The following is a 17,788-nucleotide window of genomic DNA, read 5'->3' as shown; positions in this document are numbered from 1 at the left end:
GCCGCGAACTCGGCGACACCTCAACCCTGGTGGACCCCAACGTGTTCGAGTCCATCCGCGCCGGCAAGGCGTAAACCGACAGACCGGCGAGCGGCAGTTCGAGATCTGTATCGAGGGAATCTCCTTGGGGCAGTCGACAATCGGCTATCTGGCGTGGGGATTTTCCGGGCCGAGATGACGGCTGAAGCCGTCGAGCATCGCGGTGAGTCCGACATCGAAGTGGTCGGTGTCGGCGGCAGCATCCGCGGCGGCGGCCAGCAGGTTGTAGCCGGAGGAGTTGGGCGCGGGTTTGCGGCCGCCGATCCGGAGTACCGCCACCTGTCCTCGTCGCTGATCAAAGAGGTCGCGGGGCTCGGCGGCGACATCTCCGGGCTGGTCCCCGATCGTGTGCTCGACCAGCTCACGACACGACTGGCCGAGCGCAAGGCGAACTCCGATTGACTGCCTACCGGCAGCATCGGCGTCATTTAGCATCGCGACCGGATCACTGACCTCGAATCAGCACGGCCAGTTGATCTTTGCCTGCACCCCGCCGGCCGGTTCGGTCAGCGCGGTATGCGGCAGGAGAGGATGTTCGCGAGTAACGATCAGTGTGTGCTGCGGTGGATGCGTTCGATGTCTGCCGCGAGGTCCGCCGCCCCGATCCCCCGGGCAGCTTGCCGCCGCAGCTTTCGGATCACGATATCGCCCAAAGGGGTGTCGGGCCGTTTCCGCCAGCCCCGTTTCGCCCATGTCGATCTCGTTGCACGAATCGTGGTTTCCGCTCTGTCGACAACCTCCGGTTCGACTGCACCGATCGCAGTTGCCATGATCTGGCGACCCTGCCGCCGGTCGGCGCGGTTTGGTAGACGTTTGTTCTGGTGAATGGCTTTCCTTGAACTCTTGTCGTTCTCGCCGTAGTCGTTGCGCCGGTCCTTCGCGTAGCTGAAAGCCTTCTTCTCCTGCGGAGTCTTCCGCACCACTTTCGTCAACCTCCTGTTCGAATGAACAGGTCAGGCTACATGTCGACCTGTCCCGGTCGCCACGGAGTTTCGTGCTGAGATGACGCCGATCGATTTCGGTCGGCGAGGTCGGCCAGGCTCGTACGCACATCGGCATGAGCGCGCACTGTTGGCGGCCGAGTGGCGCTCAGCCGGTTGGTGGCTATCCCTTGTCTGAATTGAGATCGCCTGACGGGGGCCGGGTGGCTCTGAGAGGCTCACCACATGAAGATCGGTGTCGCACTTCCTCAGATGGCTCCCGGGTACGGACCGGGTACGACGCTCGACTGGGCCCGGCGAATCGACGCGGGCCCGTTCTCGAGCGTCTCGGTGGGCGAGCGCGTGACGTTCTCGAATCCGGAGATGGTCGCGACGCTGGGTGCCTGCGCGGCGGTGACAGAGCGGGTGCAGGTCTTGGCGAACCTCTGGGTGCTTCCACAGCACCCGGTGGCGATGGTCGCCCAGCAGATCGGCACGCTCGACCAACTCGCGAACGGCCGCCTCGAGGTAGCCGTCGGCGTCGGCGCTCGAGAGCACGACTACCGTGCTCTCGGCGCTGATTTCACGGGACGGCACCAGCAGCTCGATGACAAGGTCGCCGAGCTGAAAGCACTGCTCGACGGCGAGCCACCGTTCGAGGGCGCGGACCCGGTCGGGCCGGCGTGCGTGCAGCCGAGTGGCCCGATCATCCTCGCCGGTGCGATGGGTCCGAAGGCGATGCGCCGGGCGGCGCGGTGGGCCGATGGCATCTCCGGCTTCAGCATCCCGGGCAACGCCGACGAAATCGCCAAAGTGGGCGAGCTCGCCGACCGCTGCTGGGCCGAGGCCGGTCGTGCGACGACCCCGCGCAAGGTGAGTGGCTGCTTCACCGCCTTGGGCGTCACCGACGCATCAGAAGCGTTGCGCTCCTTCACCGCTCGCTACCTCGGATTCCTCGGACCCAAGCTGGCCGAGATGGTCGCCACCTCGGCGCGGGCATCGAGTCCCGAGGTGCTCGCCGACATTCTCGACGGCGCGGAGCAGGCCGGGTGCGACGAGTTCATCCTGGTCCCGGCCGTCACCGATCTGAACTTCCTCGAGGTGGCGACCGAGGTGGTGGCCGCACGGTCCTGACACTCGAGGAACGGAACATGGTGCGACTCTGCGAGTGATCTGGTGGGGTCGGCCAGGCCGCGATCGGCCAGATCCAGCTACACCCGCAGATCGTACGGTCGAGCGCGGACCCACCCACACGAGTCCAGATGGGCACATGCGCAATTCGGCATTACAGGGCGTTGGCAGAGGCGGTTAGCAGCCACACCTGGAGGGTCCAGACATGGCCGGTTAGAAGTGCGATTCCGGCGTCCACGTGACATGAGGCGGCGTCTTTCACCAAGCTAAGGCATACCTCACAACACTCCGGATGGCCTGCACCACAACTCATCTCACATCAGCAGAAGCGAGCACTGCCGCCGGCCATACGACACTCTGCCCGTCGATCTTCCGATGCCCCGCGCTGGCCGGTTCGGTCAGCGCGGTATGCGGCAGTTCATTCGCGCGATCCGCGTATGTGGTTGCTGTCCTAGCGGGCGCGGTTGTCGGTGAGTTGGTTGCGGTCGACCGTCTTGTCAGCTCTCCGCCGCCGCATGCAAACTCATCGGCGCCTCGTAGATCTCCTCGTCGTCCTCGAAGAGCCTCACCTGATCGACTCCGCCCTCCAGCAAAGTCCTCCACTCCTCGCCCATCCACGACTCGGCATCACCTTGCGTCATGAAATCCTCGGGCTCAACCGGAGGGTCAATCTCGGTGCCGTCCGACTTCTCGAACCGCCATGTCCACGCCATGAGAGCCTCCCGGTCCAAAATGGTTGCCTGCGAAAACGGTAGCGCAACACCCATCGTGACCGACCATGTTTTCGGGGGCGGCTTGGTGCACGCTTCTCGGCTAATAGCGGACGTTCTGTACCGCACCAGGTTTCGGGCGTCGGCGCCAGTGCCGTCAGGGACGTTCCTGACGGCGCTGGCGCGGCGGTACCCCCAGCCCGGCCGGGGTCTGGCTCGGGCGCCGGGTTCGGCGGATCGATGACCCCGGTCGTGCACGGGGTGTATCCGCTCGACGACATTGCGCACGCCCACAAGCTCATGGAAATGTCGGACTTCTTCGGCAAGATCGTCCTCTCCGTCTGAAGGCAGGTCACATGTACGGGTTCGTCGTGCACGGTTCCCACCTCATGCAGTTCGCGCGTGCGATCGGAGACACCGATGCCGCGTTCGAGGACGTCGGTCGCCTGGCCGCGACCGGCGCGGACGCGCTGGTGGCCCCGCCGACCTTCCTCATGGCGGCGGACCACTTCGACCCGACGTACTCGCGCAGGCCGCGGCCGGGTGCGTCGTGGATCGGATCGCGACCGTCCGGGGACGGCAACGCCGCGCCGTCCGGCTTCCACATGGAGCAGCACTTCACGTTTCACCGCCCGGTGCGGGCTGGCGACGCCCTGACCGCAGACGCGCGACCCGGCGCGACGTGGGAGAAGAGCGGGCGTCGCGCGGGGACGCTCACGTTCAGCGAGATCCTCACGGACTACCGGGATTCCGGCGGCGACGTCGTCGCCACTGCGCGGTGGGTATCGGCGTTCGTGGAGCACAAGCTGCCGGCCGCGCAAGGCGGAGCCGTGGATGCCGGTCACGCTGTCCGGGAGGTGCGTGAGGATGTCTCCGCCGCAGGCGATCTCGCGGTCGGAAGCGCCTGGACCACGGTCCTCGTCGAGGACCTCACGCGGACCGCCATCGTCATGTACGCGGGCGCCTCCGGCGACTTCCATCCCCTCCACAGCGACGACGTCTACGCTCGCGAGTGTGGATACTCGGGAGTGTTCGCGCACGGCATGCTCACGATGGGCATGACAGGACGCGCGATCACCGACCGATTTGGGCACGCAAACGTCCTCGGGTTCGGAGGCAGGTTCGGTTCGCAGGTGTGGCCAGGCGACACCCTCATCGCGCGGGTCGAGGTGGTCGACCTGCGGGAGGGCGCGAAGGGGCGCACCGTAGCTGAACTGGCCCTCCGGACCACGAATCAGCATGGGGTGCAGGTGTTCAACGGTACGGCCGAGGTGGGCGTCGACTGACCTCGATCAGGTCGTGGGGCCGCGCTTCGGCACAACCCTCTCTTCGGGTCACCAGCTTCCGCTGTTCGGCGACGCCCACCCGGACGCGACGAGCTCGGCCAGCACCACCACGGGCTGAGCTGTAGCCTCAGGATCGGTCAGTCCACAACCACTGGCTGGCTGATGCCGCCGGATCTCCTTGTCCTGGCGGCATCGGGTAGCGCCAGCAGCTTCGACGTCCACGCCGGGCGATGGTCCTGCCCGAAGTTGCTGCCCAGGACCACCAGGCGGTCGCCGTCGCGGAGGTAGACCAGCGGGCTGGTGCGACGCTGCCCGGACTTGCAGCCGATGGTGTGTGTAGCAGAACGGTGGGCACCCGATCGGTCCGAGGACTCCCAGCGGTATGCCGCTGCTCGCTCGATCTTGGACAACACCGAGGAAGTCGGTGACATTGCGATCGAGGCTCCGACCATGCGACCGAGGATCCGACCAAGCAGGGATTATGGTGGCCGGCTAGCCATTCGGAGTGGCTGCTGGTCTTGGACAATGTCGCTGACCCGCAGATATCGACTGGGCGATCCCGCGGCCGGGACGGGCCCTGGCCGATCGGGAGCTGGTGCGCCCGCGGCCGACCGATATTCGATAGTCGGCAATAGCCGACGTTCTGCACCGCACCAGGTTCTGGCCGCCGGTGCCCCGCGCTGGCCGGTTCGGTCAGCGCGGTATGCGGCAATTGAGGACCTTAAGGGCCGCTGTGCGGAACACGGCCATGCTGACATCGGTGGCCACCGCGCCGTCTGCCAGTCACAGTGGCGATGTATCAGGGCGCTGGTGAGGGCCTCGGATATCGACGCCATGGGATTGCTTCCCGGTGTTCGCGGTCGGCGCGGAGGCACCCGTGTATAGCCGTGCCGCATCCGTTGAATAGCTGGATATACGCCCGCTATGGGCGATAGGCTGGGCGCCGTCGAAAGGTGAGCCGATCATGTCCGGTGCTCACACCCATACCGCGAGGATTGCGCGCGGCTGATGACCGACGACGCCGCGAACCGTGCCCGCCGTGACGTGAGCATGACGGTAGCGGGTGGGTTGCGTGCGGTCGGCTTCGAGGACATCGAAGAGATCGGTTCCGGCGGCTTCGGCGCGGTCTATCGCTGCCGGCAAGCGGAACTGGACCGCATAGTGGCGGTCAAGGTGCTGACTGCGGAGCTGGACGAGGACAACCAGGCGCGATTCGTGCGGGAGCAGCGGGCAATGGGCCAGCTGACCGGGCATCCGAATATCGCCACGGTGCTGCAGATCGGCGTGCTCGGCGATGGGCGATGGGCGACCCTATCTGGTCATGCCGTACTTCCCCCAAGGTTCGTTGGATGCGTGGATCAAGGCCTACGGTCCCGTTTCGGTGGATGCGGTGCTGCGGATCGGGATCAGGATCGCCGGGGCGCTAGAGAGCGCACACCGGCTGGGCATCGTGCATCGCGACGTGAAGCCGGGCAATATTCTTCTCACCGATTCCGGTGAACCTGCCCTGACCGACTTCGGAATCGCGCGCATCGCCGGCGGGTTCGAAACGGCTACCGGCGTTGTGACAGCGTCGCCGGCGTTCACCGCGCCGGAGGTGCTCGAGGGCCACACTCCGACTCCCGCCGCCGATATCTACGGGCTCGGTGCCACCATGTTCTGCGCGCTGACCGGGCATGCCGCCCATGAGCGGCGCAGCGGCGAGCAACTGGTGGCCCAATTTGTACGGATCAGCCGGGGGCCGGTGCCCGACCTGCGCGATAGCGGCTTCCCCGCCGAGGTGTCCACGCTCGTGGAATCGGCGATGCACCGCGATCCCGGGCAGCGGCCCTCCGCAGCGGAACTCGGCGAGGCCATCCGGCAGGTGCAGCAACGCTGCGGCTACCAGGCTGGCGAGATGGCGCTGCCCAGTGAACACGCCGCCCGCGACCAGCGGCTGCCCGCTTCGTCGCGAACCGTGGGACGCGGCGGCAACGTGCTGCCCGAGTTGACCAGCTTCGTCAACAGGCGCGCCGAGCTGACCGAGCTCAAGCACCTGCTGACCGTGTCGAGGCTGGTGACGCTGGCCGGGATGGGCGGCGTGGGCAAGACCCGACTGGCGATGCGAGCGGCCTCGGCTGCACGCCGCGGCTTCGCCGATGGGGTGTTGGCGATCGATCTGGCCGACGTACGTGATCCGTCGCTGGTGGCTTTCATCGTCGCGGCCACGCTGGGCGTGCGGGTCGAGTCGGCCCGGCCGGTCGACGACGTGCTGGTCGAGTTTCTGCGATCCCGTGAAACCCTGCTCGTCATCGACAATTGCGAGCAGGTTGCCGAGTCGATGGCAAGCTTGGCCGAGACGTTATTGGCGGGGTGCCCGGGGTTGCGGATTCTCGCGACCAGCCGGGAGCCACTGGATATCGGGGGGGAAACGGTGCGGCGGCTGTCGCCGCTGGCCGTGCCCGCCGCCGATCGTGAACCGACGCTGCGGGAGCTCCCGAGATACGACGCGGTGACCTTGTTCGCCGAGCGTGCGGCGGCGGTCATTCCCGGCTTCACGCTGACCGAGGAGAACAAGGCCGCGGTGGCCGGGATCTGTTCCCGATTGGACGGGTTGCCATTGGCGATCGAACTCGCCGCGGCCCGGATGCGCACCATGTCGCCGGAGCAGATCCTGCAGCGGCTCAACGACCGGTTCGCGCTGCTCACCCGGGGCCACCGCACCGCGCCGACACGGCAACAGGCCCTGCGGTGGTGCATCGACTGGAGCTATCAGCTGTGCACCCCGGCCGAGCAGCAGTTGTGGGCCCGGTTGTCGGTGTTCGCCGGTGGTTTCGAACTCGACGCCGTCGAGGCGGTGTGCGGCGCCGATACCGAGGTGTCAGAGCTGCTCGATGTGTTGGCGGGGCTGGTCGACAAATCGGTGGTGATCAGGGAAGAACCCGAGGGCGTGGTCCGCTTCCGGATGCTCGACACCGTACGCGATTACGGGCAGGACAAGCTGCGCGAGGCCGGTGCTGACGAGGATCTGCAGCGTCGGCACCGGGACTTCTACCGACAGCTGGTGCTCGATGCCGAGGCCGACTGGATCAGCGACCGGCAATTCGACTGGATGGCCCGACTCGACCGCGAGCGGAGGAACTTCCGTGCAGTGCTCGAATTCTGCATGTCCGACCCGACCGAGCAGTCAGCCGAAGCGGGGCTGCGCATCACCGCCGCCTCCTTCGTGTTCTGGAGTTTCCGTGGCTTGTTCGGTGAAGGCCGCCGCTGGCTCGATCGCGCCCTGGCCCATCCCTGCGCACGTTCGACAACCGACCAGATCCGGGCGCTGCACGCCAGCATCTTCATGGCCACGCGGCAATGGGACCTCCAGACAGCGACCACCCTGCTCGCGCAGGCGCGTGCGCTCACCGAGCGCGATCCCACGCCCATCAATCAGGCGCTGATCGCCTATGCGGAGGGGAATCTGGCTCTCTACCTTGAGGAGCCTGCGCGCGCGGTGTCGTGTATCAATCGAGCCATCGAAGTGCTGAGCGCCGACCCGCGAGGATCTCTGCACGTTGCAGCGTTGGTGCTGCTCGGTGTGGCGTACGCGCAGCAGGGCGACACCGGACCGGCTCTCGAGTGCTATCAGCGGATCCTGTCCATCACCGAGGCGTGCGGCGAGTACTTCTTCCGCTCGACCGCGCTGTGGGGGACCGCGATCGCGGCGTGGCTGCAGGGTGAGAGCTCCCGCGCACAGGATTTGCTGCGGGAATCGCTGCGGCTCAACCAGCGCATGCGCAGCCCTATCGTCGCTGCGGCCGATCTCGAAGTGCTGGCGTGGATCGCGGCCGGCACCGACGCCCAGCCAGCCGCCGTGCTGATGGGCGCTGCGGCAAATCTGATGCGGACCGCCCCCGGCGCAGTGGTCTACTTTCCGCAGATGGTCGAGGCCCACCTCGACTGCGAACGTGTCGTGCGTCGCGCGCTCGGTGAAGCGCGCTTCGATGCAGCGTGGCGACGCGGCCAGGCAATGGAAATCAACGCCGCGGTCGCCTACGCGCTGAACGAAGAACAACCGGCCGACACACCACCCGTCGGCCCGGCGACATTGACCAAACGTGAACGCCAGGTGGCGGACCTGGTCGCCGAAGGGCTCACCAACAAGCAGATAGCATCCCGGCTGGTGATCTCCCAGCGCACCGCAGATGCCCACGTCGAGCACATACTGACCAAGCTCGGGTACACCTCTCGCGCCCAGGTCGCGGCGTGGATCGTGGACGCGGCCCGGCACGAGAGCTGATCGCGTGCCCGCTGCCCAGGCGCACCGGGTTCACCAGACCAACAAGACACGCTGCACTCGGCATTACAGGATGTTTGCGGAGGGGTGGGGTGGGGGCGCGTGGACTTAGCGGGCAGGCCCCGCCTGCCCGCTACCACTGCCCGGCTCGGTGCCGCGGTTCCGCCGTGTCAAGCACGGCTTTCCGATCGGCAGAAGCGGACGTTCTGCACCGCAACAGGTTCCGGCCGCCGGCACCCCGCGCTGGCCGGTTCGATCAGCGCGTTATGCGGCATTTGCGTGCCTTCGCACGGTTTCAGGGTTCGGACCCCTCGAGTGCGATGAATGTGTTCTGTTGGCCTTGTGTCCTGACTCGTGTTTGCATGCGAGACTCTCTGCATGTCTACCGGCGCTGCGCTTCCGCCAGGGTTTCATTCGGTGACACCGCGCATGGTGGTCGATGACCAACTTGCAGCGGTCGGGTTCCTGCGGAAGGTATTCGGTGCTGTCGGCGTCGTCGAGGCGAATCGACCGACCGATGTCCGCATCGGCGACTCGCTGGTCATGGTGTCGGGATCTGGCGAGCGCGAGGCGTTTCCAGCCTTTCTGTACATCTACGTCGATGACGTCGCCGCCACCTATCAGCGGGCGCTGACTGCGGGCGCGGTCAGCTTGGAAGCACCGTTCGACACGCCGTATGGTGACCGCCGAGCGATGGTCCGCGACTCCTTCGGCAACGTCTATCAGATCGCGAGTCGGCCCGACGGCCCGACCGTGTGAGGTTGAGCGTGCCGTTCTCCATGTGGTTCGGCCGTCGGCGCTGGGCGACCCGCAATGCGGCAGAACAGTGCGTTCACTGCCTACCTGTCAATCGGCCGGAGGGTGGCCGAACTAGTGTTGAATCTCAAAGGAACCCCCCAGCACGAGTCCCTTTAGCCGACCTCGGCGCCTAGGATGCGGTCGAGGAGATGCTCGACCAATCCGAGCGCGGACTCTGCGGTGCCGTACCCCTGGAGCAGGCCGTGGGCGAGTCCACCGGTTGCCATGGCGATGATCTCGGCGTCGCGGTCGGGGTCGCCGGGGCCGGATGAGTCGTGGGGCTGGGCTCGTCGGAGTTGGTCAGCGACGATCGTGACCAAAGCCCGTGGCGCAGCGAAAGTTTCCTCGGCGGTGATGCCTTGGCCGCCGATCGCCGCCCAAGCGAATACTCCGAGCACGATCACTTCTTCGCGGCGTTGGTCATCCAACGGAAGCAGCTCGGTCAACACTGCGCGGATGGCTTCGCGGGCTGTGGCGTCCGCTCCGAGTGCAGTCCACCGTTGCATGAATCGAGCTCCGGCGTCCTCCATCACCGAGCGGTGGGTGGCCAGGAGAAAGTCCCTCTTGGTTCCGAAGTAGTACTGCACGAGCCTCACCGAGATTCCAGCCTCGGCAGCGACAGTTTGAAAGGTCACCGCCTCCAGTCCGCCGCCGACGATCACGCGTCGCACGGCGTCGGTGATCTGCCGTCGCCGCTGCTCATGGTCGACCAGTCGTGGCACGAGTCCTGCCGCCTCCCTTTCGTCGAGTCGCAGACCCATAAGCCTAGTTGGTACGCACGTATCCGCTTACGTGGTACGCACATACCGTAATACGTGATACGGTCATACCGTAAAGACTCAGTAAAGGGAGGGAAGATGCCGAAGATCGGGCGATTCACCAGCGAGGAAGCGAAGACAGCCTTCCTCGACATCTACGACGCCATCGCCGCGAAATGGCCGGTGCCGTCGACTGATATCGACGTCGAAACCTCGTTCGGGACGACACGGGTGCGCAAGTCCGGGAATAGGGAAGGCGCACCGATCGTGTTGCTGCCCGGCATCGGCGGCAATGGCATGGTGTGGTCGCGGCTCATCGAGGATCTGGCACGAGACCACGTCGTATACACACCGGATGTCATGGGATGGGCGGGGCGGTGCGTGCAGACCGCGCCGTTGCGCGACGCGGAGGACATCGCGTCGTGGATGAATGATGTCCTCGACGGGATCGGTGAGGATCGCGTTCATTTGGCGGGTAATTCCTTGGGCGCCTGGCTGGCCGGAGCGATCGCGGTGTATCACTCCGATCGACTGGCGAGTCTGACCCTGCTGGAGCCGAGCGCGGCGACCTTCGCCAGGCCGCGCTGGAGCCTGCTGTTCAAGTTCCTCATGATGGGAATGCGGCCCACCCCCGAACGGATGCGGAAGTTCAACAAGTGGTTGATGCCCGGTTACGAGCCCACCGACGAGGAGTTCGCCGGCGCGATGGCGACCATGAAGTTCCGGATGGCGACGCCATGGGATCGCCCGTTCACCGACGCTCAGCTGGCGGCCATCACCGCACCGACCCTGGTGCTCTTCGGTGTCGAGACCGTGGTAAACGATCTGGAAGTCGTCGCGCCCCGCGCCCGCAATCAGATCCCGTCGGCCGAGGTTCAAATCTATCCCGGTGTCGGGCACGACCTGCTATGGGCGAATCCTGAGCAGGTGATTCCGCGGTTCCTGAGCTTCGTCGACAGCCATGATCCAGTCCGGGCGAACCGCACGCGATAGGGCCTGACCGGGCATATGAAGTGGCCTGGCCCGCCTCATATGCCCGCAGCGGTCGGGCAGCGAAGCGTTCACGCCTCATTGGCAGTGATCCTTGAAGCGAAGCGATCGTTCACAAGACACCCTGGCCCGCAGCGGGTTTCCGTGGGCCGGATCTTCAACCGTTGGTGCGTACGCACCAACGTCAACCTGTGGGGCGCGATCTTCCTTGATCACACCCATACCGTTCACCGACACAGAGCCCCGGGGGAAATCATGGCATTGAGCGAATCTCTAGGTCAGTCGCACGAGATCGAGCTGCCCGGCGGCCGAATTCGATACTACGAGAACGGATCCGGAGCGCCGGTGGTGTTCGTGCACGGATTGCTGGTCAACGCGAACCTGTGGCGCAAAGTGGTACCGGACATCGCTGCGGTGGGCTATCGCTGCCTGACGCCGGACTGGCCGTTGGGAGCGCATTCGATTCCGGTGCCCGATGCCGATCTGACGCCAACCAGCCTGGCCGACACGATGGCGGCCTTCCTGGCCCAGCTCGACCTTCATGATGTGACCCTGGTGGCCAATGACACCGGCGGCGCCATCGCCCAGATCATGCTCAGCCGCAGCACCGAACGGATCGGCCGGGTCGTGCTCGCCTCGGTGGATTGCTACGAACGGTTCCTGCCGCCGCCGTTCAACGTCCTGCCACCGCTGGCAAAGATCCCAGGGTCGATCCGGCCGCTGACCGAGTTGCTGCGCATCCGCGCACTGCATCCGTTGCCGGTGGCGCTGGGCTGGGTGGCTAAACACCAGGTGCCCTTCGAGATCGTCGACAGCTACCTGCTGCCGAGCCGAAATTCGGCCGCCATTCGCAAGGATCTGCGCCGATTCCTGAAAACCGCCAACCGCAGGCACACCCTCGACGCGGCCACCAGATACGCGAACATCGACGTGCCGGTGCTGCTCGCCTGGGCGCGTGAAGACAAGCTGTTCCCGATGCGTTATCCCGAGCGGCTCGCCGCGGACCTGCCCAATGCGACGCTGCGCTGGATCGAAGACTCCTACACTGCCAGCCCCGAGGACCAGCCCGAGTTGCTCACCAAGATGATCCTGGAGTTCACTCGGTCGAATGACAAACCGCCGCACTAGCCTCGATAGATCATCCGGTTGATCCTCCGATGACCCGCGCTGGCCGGTTCAGTCAGCGCGGTCAGCGGCATTATCGTGCGTTCGATACGGCTCGAACCCGAGCTGTCAGTCGACGGCACCCGGCGCCGGCTGCTCACCTGCGACATAAGCCAGGCGGGTTGTCCGGATGCCTTCGTTTCCGATACGACTGCGGACTACGGTCCGGTGATGTCGCGCGCGACGCCTTCCAGTAGCCAGCGCAGTCCCTGCTCGAAGCTCTCGTCGTTGCTGGGCAGCTGGGATGGGTTGTGCTGGAGAAGCTTCATCAGCCGTTGGTGGCCGGCGGAGGTGGCCGTGTCGCGAAGGTAGGCGCCGGTGGGTGTGCCGAGCCCGATTGCCTCTTCTGAGTAGGTCAGGACTTCGCGCAGGACGAATCCGCTGGTGTATTGGTCAACCGCTTTCACGATCTGCATCGCTTCTGCAGGCGAGATGTTCAGTCCATCAAGCGCTTTGAGTGATTGTTCGATGTGCAGGAGAGCTTTTGGCCCGATCGTGCGTCGTTTGCCCCACAGCTGGATGGCCCAGGGATGTTGTTTGATCATGGCGCGTTCGCGGCGGGCCACTCGTGTGATCGATTCGCGCCAGTCGGAGGTGAGCTCGTCATCATCGAGGACGATCTCGCCTGCCAGTGCGTCGGCCAGCAGGTCGAGCAGATCATCCTTGCTGTCGATGTGCGTGTAGAGCGCCATCGGTCCAATGCCCAGACGCGACGCGACCCGGCGCATCGACACGGCGTCGAGCCCCTGCTCGTTGGCGAGTTCCATTGCCGCGGTGACGATGTCGTCTCTGGTCACCGCGGGACGACGTCGTGGGGTCTCTCGTGCCCAGATCGGGGTACCGGAGGAGCGCGTGGCTTCGCCGGAATCGTGCAGGTCCACGACCCGCAGTCTACCCGGTACACCGTACGGCTTGACAATACAGCGTATCGTTATCGATACACTGTATCGATAACGATAGTGGGGAATCACGCAATGACACAACCTCGAACGGCATCGACCGAGTTCGACCCGGCCCTGCGCAAACTCGTGATCGTGGTGGTCCTCGGCGCGATCATGACGATCCTGGACACCACGATCACCAGCGTGGCCGTGAACACCCTTGGCGCTCAGTTCCATACGTCGCTCACAGCGATCCAATGGGTGCTGACCGGATACACCCTGGCGCTGTCGGCCAGCATCCCACTCTCGGGATGGGCGATCGTGCGGTTCGGCCCGAAAACGATGTGGATCGTCTCGCTGCTGCTGTTCATCACCGGATCGATGCTGTGCGCAATGGCCTGGAACATCACCGCGCTCATCATGTTCCGGCTGCTGCAAGGCTTCGGCGCCGGCATGATCCTGCCGATCGGGCAGACGATGCTCGCCCGCGCCGCCGGGCCCGACCGGATGGGGCGCGTCATGAGCGCGGTCGCGGTGCCCGCGATGCTCGCCCCGGTACTCGGCCCGACAGTCGGTGGCCTGATCCTCGGCCACCTGTCATGGCGGTGGATGTTCTACATCAACGTTCCGCTGTGCGCGATCGCGGTCATCGCCGCGATCCGGCTGCTGCCCAGTGATCCGGTCCGCGACCGCGACATCAGGCTCGACATCCTCGGCTTGGCGCTGCTCTCACCCGGTTTGGGTGCGCTGGTATACGGCACCTCGCAGGCGGGCAGCGGGACGAGCCTGACCGATATCCGTGTCATCGCCAGCGTGCTGACCGGAGTCGTGCTGGTCGGCTGCTATGTCCGGCACGCGGCCCGCAGGGGTGATGAAGCGCTGGTCGATGTCCGGTTGTTGCGGGATCGGAACTTCGCCGCGGTCAACGTGATGGTGTTCTTGTATATCGGCATCTTGTCCGGTCTGATGGCGCTGCTGCCGCTGTATTTCCAGACCGTCAACGGCGACAGCCCGCTGCGCTCGGGAGCGATGGTCGCGCCCCTCGGGCTGGGCGCGATGGCGACCACGCTGATCACCGGCAAACTCGCCGACAAGCACTCCCCACGCCTGCTGATCCTCACCGGACTGCCCGTGGTGTTGCTCGGAATCCTCGGCCTCACCCAGATCGGGCCCAGCACCAGCGACATCCTGGTCGTGGCAACACTGTACGTGATCGGCCTCGGACACGGCATGATCATGCCCGCAGCGATGGGCACCAGCTACCAAACCTTACGACACTCCGAAATCCCTTCGGCCACAACCGCTACCAACGTCGGCCTCCGCGCAGGCAGCTCGTTCGGTATCGCGGCGCTGCTGGTACTGATCCAACGCGACATCGAACATCAGACACCCGGTGTCGACGCGTTCACCAGAACAGTCCGAACCGATGAACTCACCCAGGTCTTGACCCACGCGTTCACCCACACCTACTGGTGGGCACTCGCGATCGGCGCTGTCGCCGTCGCACCCGCGCTAATGCTGTCACGGAAATCTTCACCAGAAGCCGCTCCAACCGCACCCGAAACCGACGCCGACGCTATCGACAATCGGGCCCGCGATCAGCTCACAGGGGTAGCGAATGAGAAATAGCTCCCGGATTCTCGTCCACGCCGGCGCCACTTGACGGTGCGAGACCACCGCCACCCATCGCTGCGAGTCGCAATTCTGAGGTATTCCGGCCTGGTCGGGGTTGTGGTGCTGGGGTCGGTCCCAAAACGACAGCCCCACATGCATTCAGAGATATCGCGCTGGCCGGTTCGGTCAGCGCGGTATGCGGCATAGCGGATACGCAGGCGCGATAGCCCTGCGCTGCAACAGAGTTCAGCTCGCGTCGCCGCTGAAAGGCTCAGAGTCGCTGTTTCGGCGAGTCCAGGTCTAGCGTTCCGGGTGTGGGTGTAGATCCAGGTGGTTGAGCACACACTCGACACCGAACCTCAATGCATCTTCCCTGTCAGCACCCCATTCAGGTGCGCTCAAATATGCAACCGCTCGTGGGAACTGAGAGGTCTGGGCCGGAAGAGCTCGCGTCAGTTGCTCGACGGGATTGTTTTCCGATCCGTCCATGTTCTGCGCAGCGATCATCTGATTCGCCAGACCCCGCAGCTGGCCGTCGAGAAGTGCCATCACATCGCGGGTCCGGGTTGGATGCACACCGATGCCGCCGAGCGCCTCCAAGATGCTCTCGAGCCAACCCAACTCCTGCGGGCCAGGCACTCGCGCATGGCTGATCGGTGCAATCATCCACGGATGGGCGATGTAGCGGCGGAAGAGTTCAAGGGCCAAGCGGTCGAGGCGGTTCCGGCATTCTTGTGGTGATGCAAATCGAACATGCCCCGCCGGTGGAGCGCCCATGGCAGCGTTCGTCATCAACGCTACGAGTTCGGAACGCCCTGGGATGTAGCGGTATAGGGCCATCTTGGAGCATCCGAGCTCCCGCGCAAGAGAGCTCATCGACAGATTCGCCAGCCCGTCCGTGTCGGCCAACCTGATCGCCACGTCCACGACCTGGTTCAGCGACAACGCAGGCCGCGGTCCCCTAGCCGGTTGCCTTGGCACATCCCACAGCAACTCGATGGCATTGATTGACAAAGACGACATCGCCTACCCCCAGCAGTGACCTCGGACAGCTCCGATCATCCGAGTAACTGTATCCCATGGACGCAATTTAACCTGAGCGACACTGTTGATCGCCTGAGGACTGATCGTTCGCCACACTGTCGGGGTCGCCCACGGAACACACGCAATTCGGCAGTAGCGGACGTTCTGCACCGCACCAGGTTCCGGCCGCCGGCGCCCCGCGCTGGCCGGTTCGGTCAGCGCGGTATGCGCCATTACAGCTCACTTCGGTTGGTAGTAGTCAGCTCTTCCAAAGGCGCCTCTTGCGACCCAAGGCTAGAGACTATAGCTTTCAAGCTATGGGATATAGCTTCTTGCAGCGAGCCGAAGGGCGCATCGCCTACGACTTGATCGGCACCAGTGGGCCGTTGGTGATCTGCACACACGGCTGGGGCGAACTTCGCCAGAGTTACCGGCATCTGACACCTCTACTGGTCGAGCGCGGGTGCCGGGTGGCGATAATGGATATCCGCGGGCACGGCGACAGCGATGCCACCTTCGGCGCATATGACGATGCCGCGCTTGCCGAGGACATCCTGGCGCTCGTCGACGAACTGGGTGAACCAGCCTTCCTCGTCGGAAACTCCATGGGGGCGGGGGCCAGCGTCATCGCCGCGGCCGACGCACCGGAGAAGGTACGCGGTCTAGCGTTATTGGGCCCGATGGTCCGCGACCACGGCAGCCCGCTTCAGCGACTTCTGATGCGCGTTCTGTTCGTGAAACCTTGGGGTGCAATAGTGTTCATGGCCTACTACCCGAAATGGCTACCCGGCAAGAAGCCCGACGGCTACGAGGAACACAAGACCCGAGTGCGTGAAAATCTGACGCGCTCCGGCCACTGGGCAGCCTTCGTACGCACCGGCCGCACATCACACGCTCCCGCCGAACAACGACTGACCTCGGTACAAGCACCGGCAGTCGTCGTTATGGGCGACGCAGATGTGGACTGGAAAAACCCGACCGCCGAAGCCGAGTGGATCGGCCGTCAACTACGAGCGGAGGTGGTGATGATTCCCGAGACCGGACACTTCCCACAGGCACAGGCCCCTGAGGTCACCGCCGCCGCCATCGGCCGACTGATCAGCCAGGTCACCCATGCCTAGGATCGGCTTATCAACGGAGGCAGTCGTTTCCGAGGCGATCCGGCTCGCCGACGAGGTTGGCTTCCATCGAGTCACTCTCACCGAACTGGCCAAACGATTCGGCGTCGCGCAACCGAGCCTGTACAAGCACATCAACGGCTTGGACGAACTGCAACGACTGCTGGCCCTGCGGATGTTCCACGAACTCGGCAGCACCCTGCGCAAGGCCGCGACCGGAAAATCCGGCTCGGATGCCCTGCACGCGGCAGCACACGCATACCGGGCCATGGCCCTGTCCCACCCAGGCTGCTACGAAGCGATCCTGCGCGCACCAAAACCAAACGACGATGACGCCGCAACAGCAGTACAGGAAGTCCTTTCCATTCTCTACGAGATCTTCCTCGGCTATGACATCCAAGGTGACGACGCCATCGATGCCGCCCGGTACCTGCGCAGCACCCTGCACGGATTCGTATCCCTGGAACTTGCACGAGGATTCGCGATGCCCCGCCCAATCGACATCAGCTTCGAACGACTCACCACCGCGATCGATACCACCCTCCGCGATTGGAAGGCTGGATATCCAGCAATGATCACTCCTTCAGACCGATAGACAGCACCCTCCGATCGCCAAGTCCCAGAACCCTCGATCGCACGCTCGTCGGCATTACAGGGCGTTGGCAGAGGCGGACAGCAGCCACACCTGGAGGATCCAGACATGGCCGGTTAGAAGTGCGATTCCGGCGTCCACGTGACATGAGGCGGCGTCTTTCACCAAGCCAAGGCATACCTCACCACGGCAAGCCAGCCTCCAGCTGCGAACAGCAGCGTCAGCGCCCGCATGTTCTTCCAGATCCTCTGCACGATAGCCGAATTCGAGCACGCCCTGATGAGCGAACGCACCCGCGACGGCCTGGCTGCCGCCCGCGCCCGCGGGCGCACCGGCGGGCAGAAACCCAAACTCGGCCCCCGGCAGGTGGATCTGGCGCGGCAGATGTACGACGAGCGTGGCAAGCGCCGCTACACCGTCGAGCAGATCGCCACCGAGTTCGGCGTCACCCGCCCCACCATCTACCGGCATCTGTCTTCTGCCGCAGCGAAAATGGAGGCGTG

17 protein-coding genes and 2 pseudogenes are annotated in these 17,788 nt (G+C 64.9%); 13 read left to right on the top strand and 6 right to left on the bottom strand.

Features of this window, described 5'->3' with window-relative positions:
- Nucleotides 1-153 precede the first annotated feature (153 nt).
- Nucleotides 154-441, top strand: a complete 288-nt coding sequence (locus ACIRRA_RS43800; RefSeq protein ID WP_402781335.1) for a hypothetical protein — start codon at nucleotides 154-156, stop codon at nucleotides 439-441.
- Nucleotides 442-587: 146 nt separating this feature from the next.
- Here ACIRRA_RS43800 and ACIRRA_RS43795 read toward each other — a convergent pair whose 3' ends face one another.
- Nucleotides 588-962, bottom strand: a complete 375-nt coding sequence (locus tag ACIRRA_RS43795; protein ID WP_402781333.1) for a hypothetical protein — start codon at nucleotides 960-962, stop codon at nucleotides 588-590.
- A gap of 243 nt (nucleotides 963-1,205) precedes the next feature.
- On the opposite strand from ACIRRA_RS43795, the gene ACIRRA_RS43790 reads away from it, so the two are divergent.
- Nucleotides 1,206-2,093: an LLM class flavin-dependent oxidoreductase gene (locus ACIRRA_RS43790; RefSeq protein ID WP_402781330.1), complete on the top strand. Its 888-nt coding sequence runs from the start codon at nucleotides 1,206-1,208 to the stop codon at nucleotides 2,091-2,093.
- 494 nt (nucleotides 2,094-2,587) lie between these two features.
- Here ACIRRA_RS43790 and ACIRRA_RS43785 read toward each other — a convergent pair whose 3' ends face one another.
- Entirely contained in the window at nucleotides 2,588-2,857 is a 270-nt protein-coding gene (locus tag ACIRRA_RS43785) for a hypothetical protein (protein WP_402781327.1), read from the bottom strand.
- A 183-nt stretch (nucleotides 2,858-3,040) separates the two neighbouring features.
- On the opposite strand from ACIRRA_RS43785, the gene ACIRRA_RS43780 reads away from it, so the two are divergent.
- Together ACIRRA_RS43780 and ACIRRA_RS43775 are read left to right on the top strand one after the other, a co-directional pair.
- A complete protein-coding gene (locus ACIRRA_RS43780; RefSeq protein WP_402781324.1) occupies nucleotides 3,041-3,145 on the top strand; it encodes a zinc-binding dehydrogenase in 105 nt (34 codons plus the stop codon).
- A gap of 11 nt (nucleotides 3,146-3,156) precedes the next feature.
- Nucleotides 3,157-4,086: a MaoC family dehydratase N-terminal domain-containing protein gene (locus ACIRRA_RS43775; protein ID WP_402781321.1), complete on the top strand. Its 930-nt coding sequence runs from the start codon at nucleotides 3,157-3,159 to the stop codon at nucleotides 4,084-4,086.
- A 137-nt stretch (nucleotides 4,087-4,223) separates the two neighbouring features.
- On the opposite strand, the gene ACIRRA_RS43770 is transcribed toward ACIRRA_RS43775, so the two are convergent.
- Nucleotides 4,224-4,517 (bottom strand): nitroreductase/quinone reductase family protein, encoded by a 294-nt coding sequence (locus tag ACIRRA_RS43770; protein WP_402781318.1) that lies wholly within the window; start codon nucleotides 4,515-4,517, stop codon nucleotides 4,224-4,226.
- A 577-nt stretch (nucleotides 4,518-5,094) separates the two neighbouring features.
- Between ACIRRA_RS43770 and ACIRRA_RS43765 the strand changes: the two are divergent.
- Together ACIRRA_RS43765 and ACIRRA_RS43760 are read left to right on the top strand one after the other, a co-directional pair.
- Nucleotides 5,095-8,350 (top strand): annotated as a pseudogene (locus ACIRRA_RS43765) (protein kinase).
- Between the two features lie 414 nt (nucleotides 8,351-8,764).
- Entirely contained in the window at nucleotides 8,765-9,106 is a 342-nt protein-coding gene (locus ACIRRA_RS43760; protein WP_402781315.1) for a VOC family protein, read from the top strand.
- Nucleotides 9,107-9,258: 152 nt separating this feature from the next.
- On the opposite strand, the gene ACIRRA_RS43755 is transcribed toward ACIRRA_RS43760, so the two are convergent.
- Nucleotides 9,259-9,906, bottom strand: coding sequence for a TetR/AcrR family transcriptional regulator (locus ACIRRA_RS43755; RefSeq protein WP_402781313.1), 648 nt, complete (start codon nucleotides 9,904-9,906; stop codon nucleotides 9,259-9,261).
- A gap of 96 nt (nucleotides 9,907-10,002) precedes the next feature.
- Here ACIRRA_RS43755 and ACIRRA_RS43750 point away from each other — a divergent pair, with 96 nt between their 5' ends.
- Both ACIRRA_RS43750 and ACIRRA_RS43745 read left to right on the top strand, forming a co-directional pair.
- Nucleotides 10,003-10,896 carry an alpha/beta fold hydrolase gene (locus tag ACIRRA_RS43750; RefSeq protein ID WP_402781310.1) on the top strand — a complete coding sequence of 298 codons (894 nt, stop codon included), beginning with the start codon at nucleotides 10,003-10,005 and terminating at the stop codon, nucleotides 10,894-10,896.
- Between the two features lie 141 nt (nucleotides 10,897-11,037).
- A complete protein-coding gene (locus tag ACIRRA_RS43745; protein WP_402781307.1) occupies nucleotides 11,038-12,021 on the top strand; it encodes an alpha/beta fold hydrolase in 984 nt (327 codons plus the stop codon).
- A gap of 194 nt (nucleotides 12,022-12,215) precedes the next feature.
- Here the strand turns inward: ACIRRA_RS43745 and ACIRRA_RS43740 are convergent, their stop codons facing one another.
- Nucleotides 12,216-12,938: a TetR/AcrR family transcriptional regulator gene (locus ACIRRA_RS43740; protein ID WP_402781304.1), complete on the bottom strand. Its 723-nt coding sequence runs from the start codon at nucleotides 12,936-12,938 to the stop codon at nucleotides 12,216-12,218.
- A 93-nt stretch (nucleotides 12,939-13,031) separates the two neighbouring features.
- On the opposite strand from ACIRRA_RS43740, the gene ACIRRA_RS43735 reads away from it, so the two are divergent.
- On the top strand, nucleotides 13,032-14,567 hold the full coding sequence (locus ACIRRA_RS43735; RefSeq protein WP_402781302.1) for an MDR family MFS transporter: 1,536 nt from the start codon (nucleotides 13,032-13,034) through the stop codon (nucleotides 14,565-14,567).
- Between the two features lie 285 nt (nucleotides 14,568-14,852).
- On the opposite strand, the gene ACIRRA_RS43730 is transcribed toward ACIRRA_RS43735, so the two are convergent.
- Nucleotides 14,853-15,473: a TetR/AcrR family transcriptional regulator gene (locus ACIRRA_RS43730; protein ID WP_402781299.1), complete on the bottom strand. Its 621-nt coding sequence runs from the start codon at nucleotides 15,471-15,473 to the stop codon at nucleotides 14,853-14,855.
- Nucleotides 15,474-15,892: 419 nt separating this feature from the next.
- Here ACIRRA_RS43730 and ACIRRA_RS43725 point away from each other — a divergent pair, with 419 nt between their 5' ends.
- The 4 genes and pseudogenes from ACIRRA_RS43725 to ACIRRA_RS43710 form a co-directional block, all read left to right on the top strand.
- Complete coding sequence (locus tag ACIRRA_RS43725) at nucleotides 15,893-16,696, top strand: alpha/beta fold hydrolase (protein WP_402781296.1); 804 nt, start codon at nucleotides 15,893-15,895, stop codon at nucleotides 16,694-16,696.
- A complete protein-coding gene (locus ACIRRA_RS43720) occupies nucleotides 16,689-17,288 on the top strand; it encodes a TetR/AcrR family transcriptional regulator (RefSeq protein WP_402781293.1) in 600 nt (199 codons plus the stop codon). The genes ACIRRA_RS43725 and ACIRRA_RS43720 overlap by 8 nt, the downstream gene beginning before the upstream one ends.
- Before the next feature lie 216 nt (nucleotides 17,289-17,504).
- Nucleotides 17,505-17,555: pseudogene (locus ACIRRA_RS43715) on the top strand (hypothetical protein); the annotation flags it as partial.
- A gap of 9 nt (nucleotides 17,556-17,564) precedes the next feature.
- Nucleotides 17,565-17,788, top strand: a 224-nt coding sequence (locus ACIRRA_RS43710; protein ID WP_402781338.1) for a helix-turn-helix domain-containing protein, incomplete at its 3' end; no start/stop codon positions are given.

The sequence above is a fragment of the Nocardia sp. NPDC101769 genome (assembly GCF_044766925.1).
Taxonomy (GTDB): Bacteria; Actinomycetota; Actinomycetes; order Mycobacteriales; family Mycobacteriaceae; genus Nocardia.
Note: the sequence above shows the minus strand (reverse complement) of the source record. Positions and strands in the feature narration are given on the sequence as shown.

What these genes read in the sequence shown, in the direction of transcription:
- ACIRRA_RS43790 (WP_402781330.1), top strand. Translation starts at nt 1,206, where the DNA reads ATGAAGATCGGTGTCGCACTTCCTCAGATGGCTCCCGGGTACGGACCG.
- ACIRRA_RS43785 (WP_402781327.1), bottom strand. Translation starts at nt 2,857, where the DNA reads ATGGGTGTTGCGCTACCGTTTTCGCAGGCAACCATTTTGGACCGGGAG.
- ACIRRA_RS43780 (WP_402781324.1), top strand. Translation starts at nt 3,041, where the DNA reads ATGACCCCGGTCGTGCACGGGGTGTATCCGCTCGACGACATTGCGCAC.
- ACIRRA_RS43775 (WP_402781321.1), top strand. Translation starts at nt 3,157, where the DNA reads ATGTACGGGTTCGTCGTGCACGGTTCCCACCTCATGCAGTTCGCGCGT.
- ACIRRA_RS43770 (WP_402781318.1), bottom strand. Translation starts at nt 4,517, where the DNA reads ATGTCACCGACTTCCTCGGTGTTGTCCAAGATCGAGCGAGCAGCGGCA.
- ACIRRA_RS43755 (WP_402781313.1), bottom strand. Translation starts at nt 9,906, where the DNA reads ATGGGTCTGCGACTCGACGAAAGGGAGGCGGCAGGACTCGTGCCACGA.
- ACIRRA_RS43750 (WP_402781310.1), top strand. Translation starts at nt 10,003, where the DNA reads ATGCCGAAGATCGGGCGATTCACCAGCGAGGAAGCGAAGACAGCCTTC.
- ACIRRA_RS43735 (WP_402781302.1), top strand. Translation starts at nt 13,032, where the DNA reads ATGACACAACCTCGAACGGCATCGACCGAGTTCGACCCGGCCCTGCGC.
- ACIRRA_RS43725 (WP_402781296.1), top strand. Translation starts at nt 15,893, where the DNA reads ATGGGATATAGCTTCTTGCAGCGAGCCGAAGGGCGCATCGCCTACGAC.
- ACIRRA_RS43720 (WP_402781293.1), top strand. Translation starts at nt 16,689, where the DNA reads ATGCCTAGGATCGGCTTATCAACGGAGGCAGTCGTTTCCGAGGCGATC.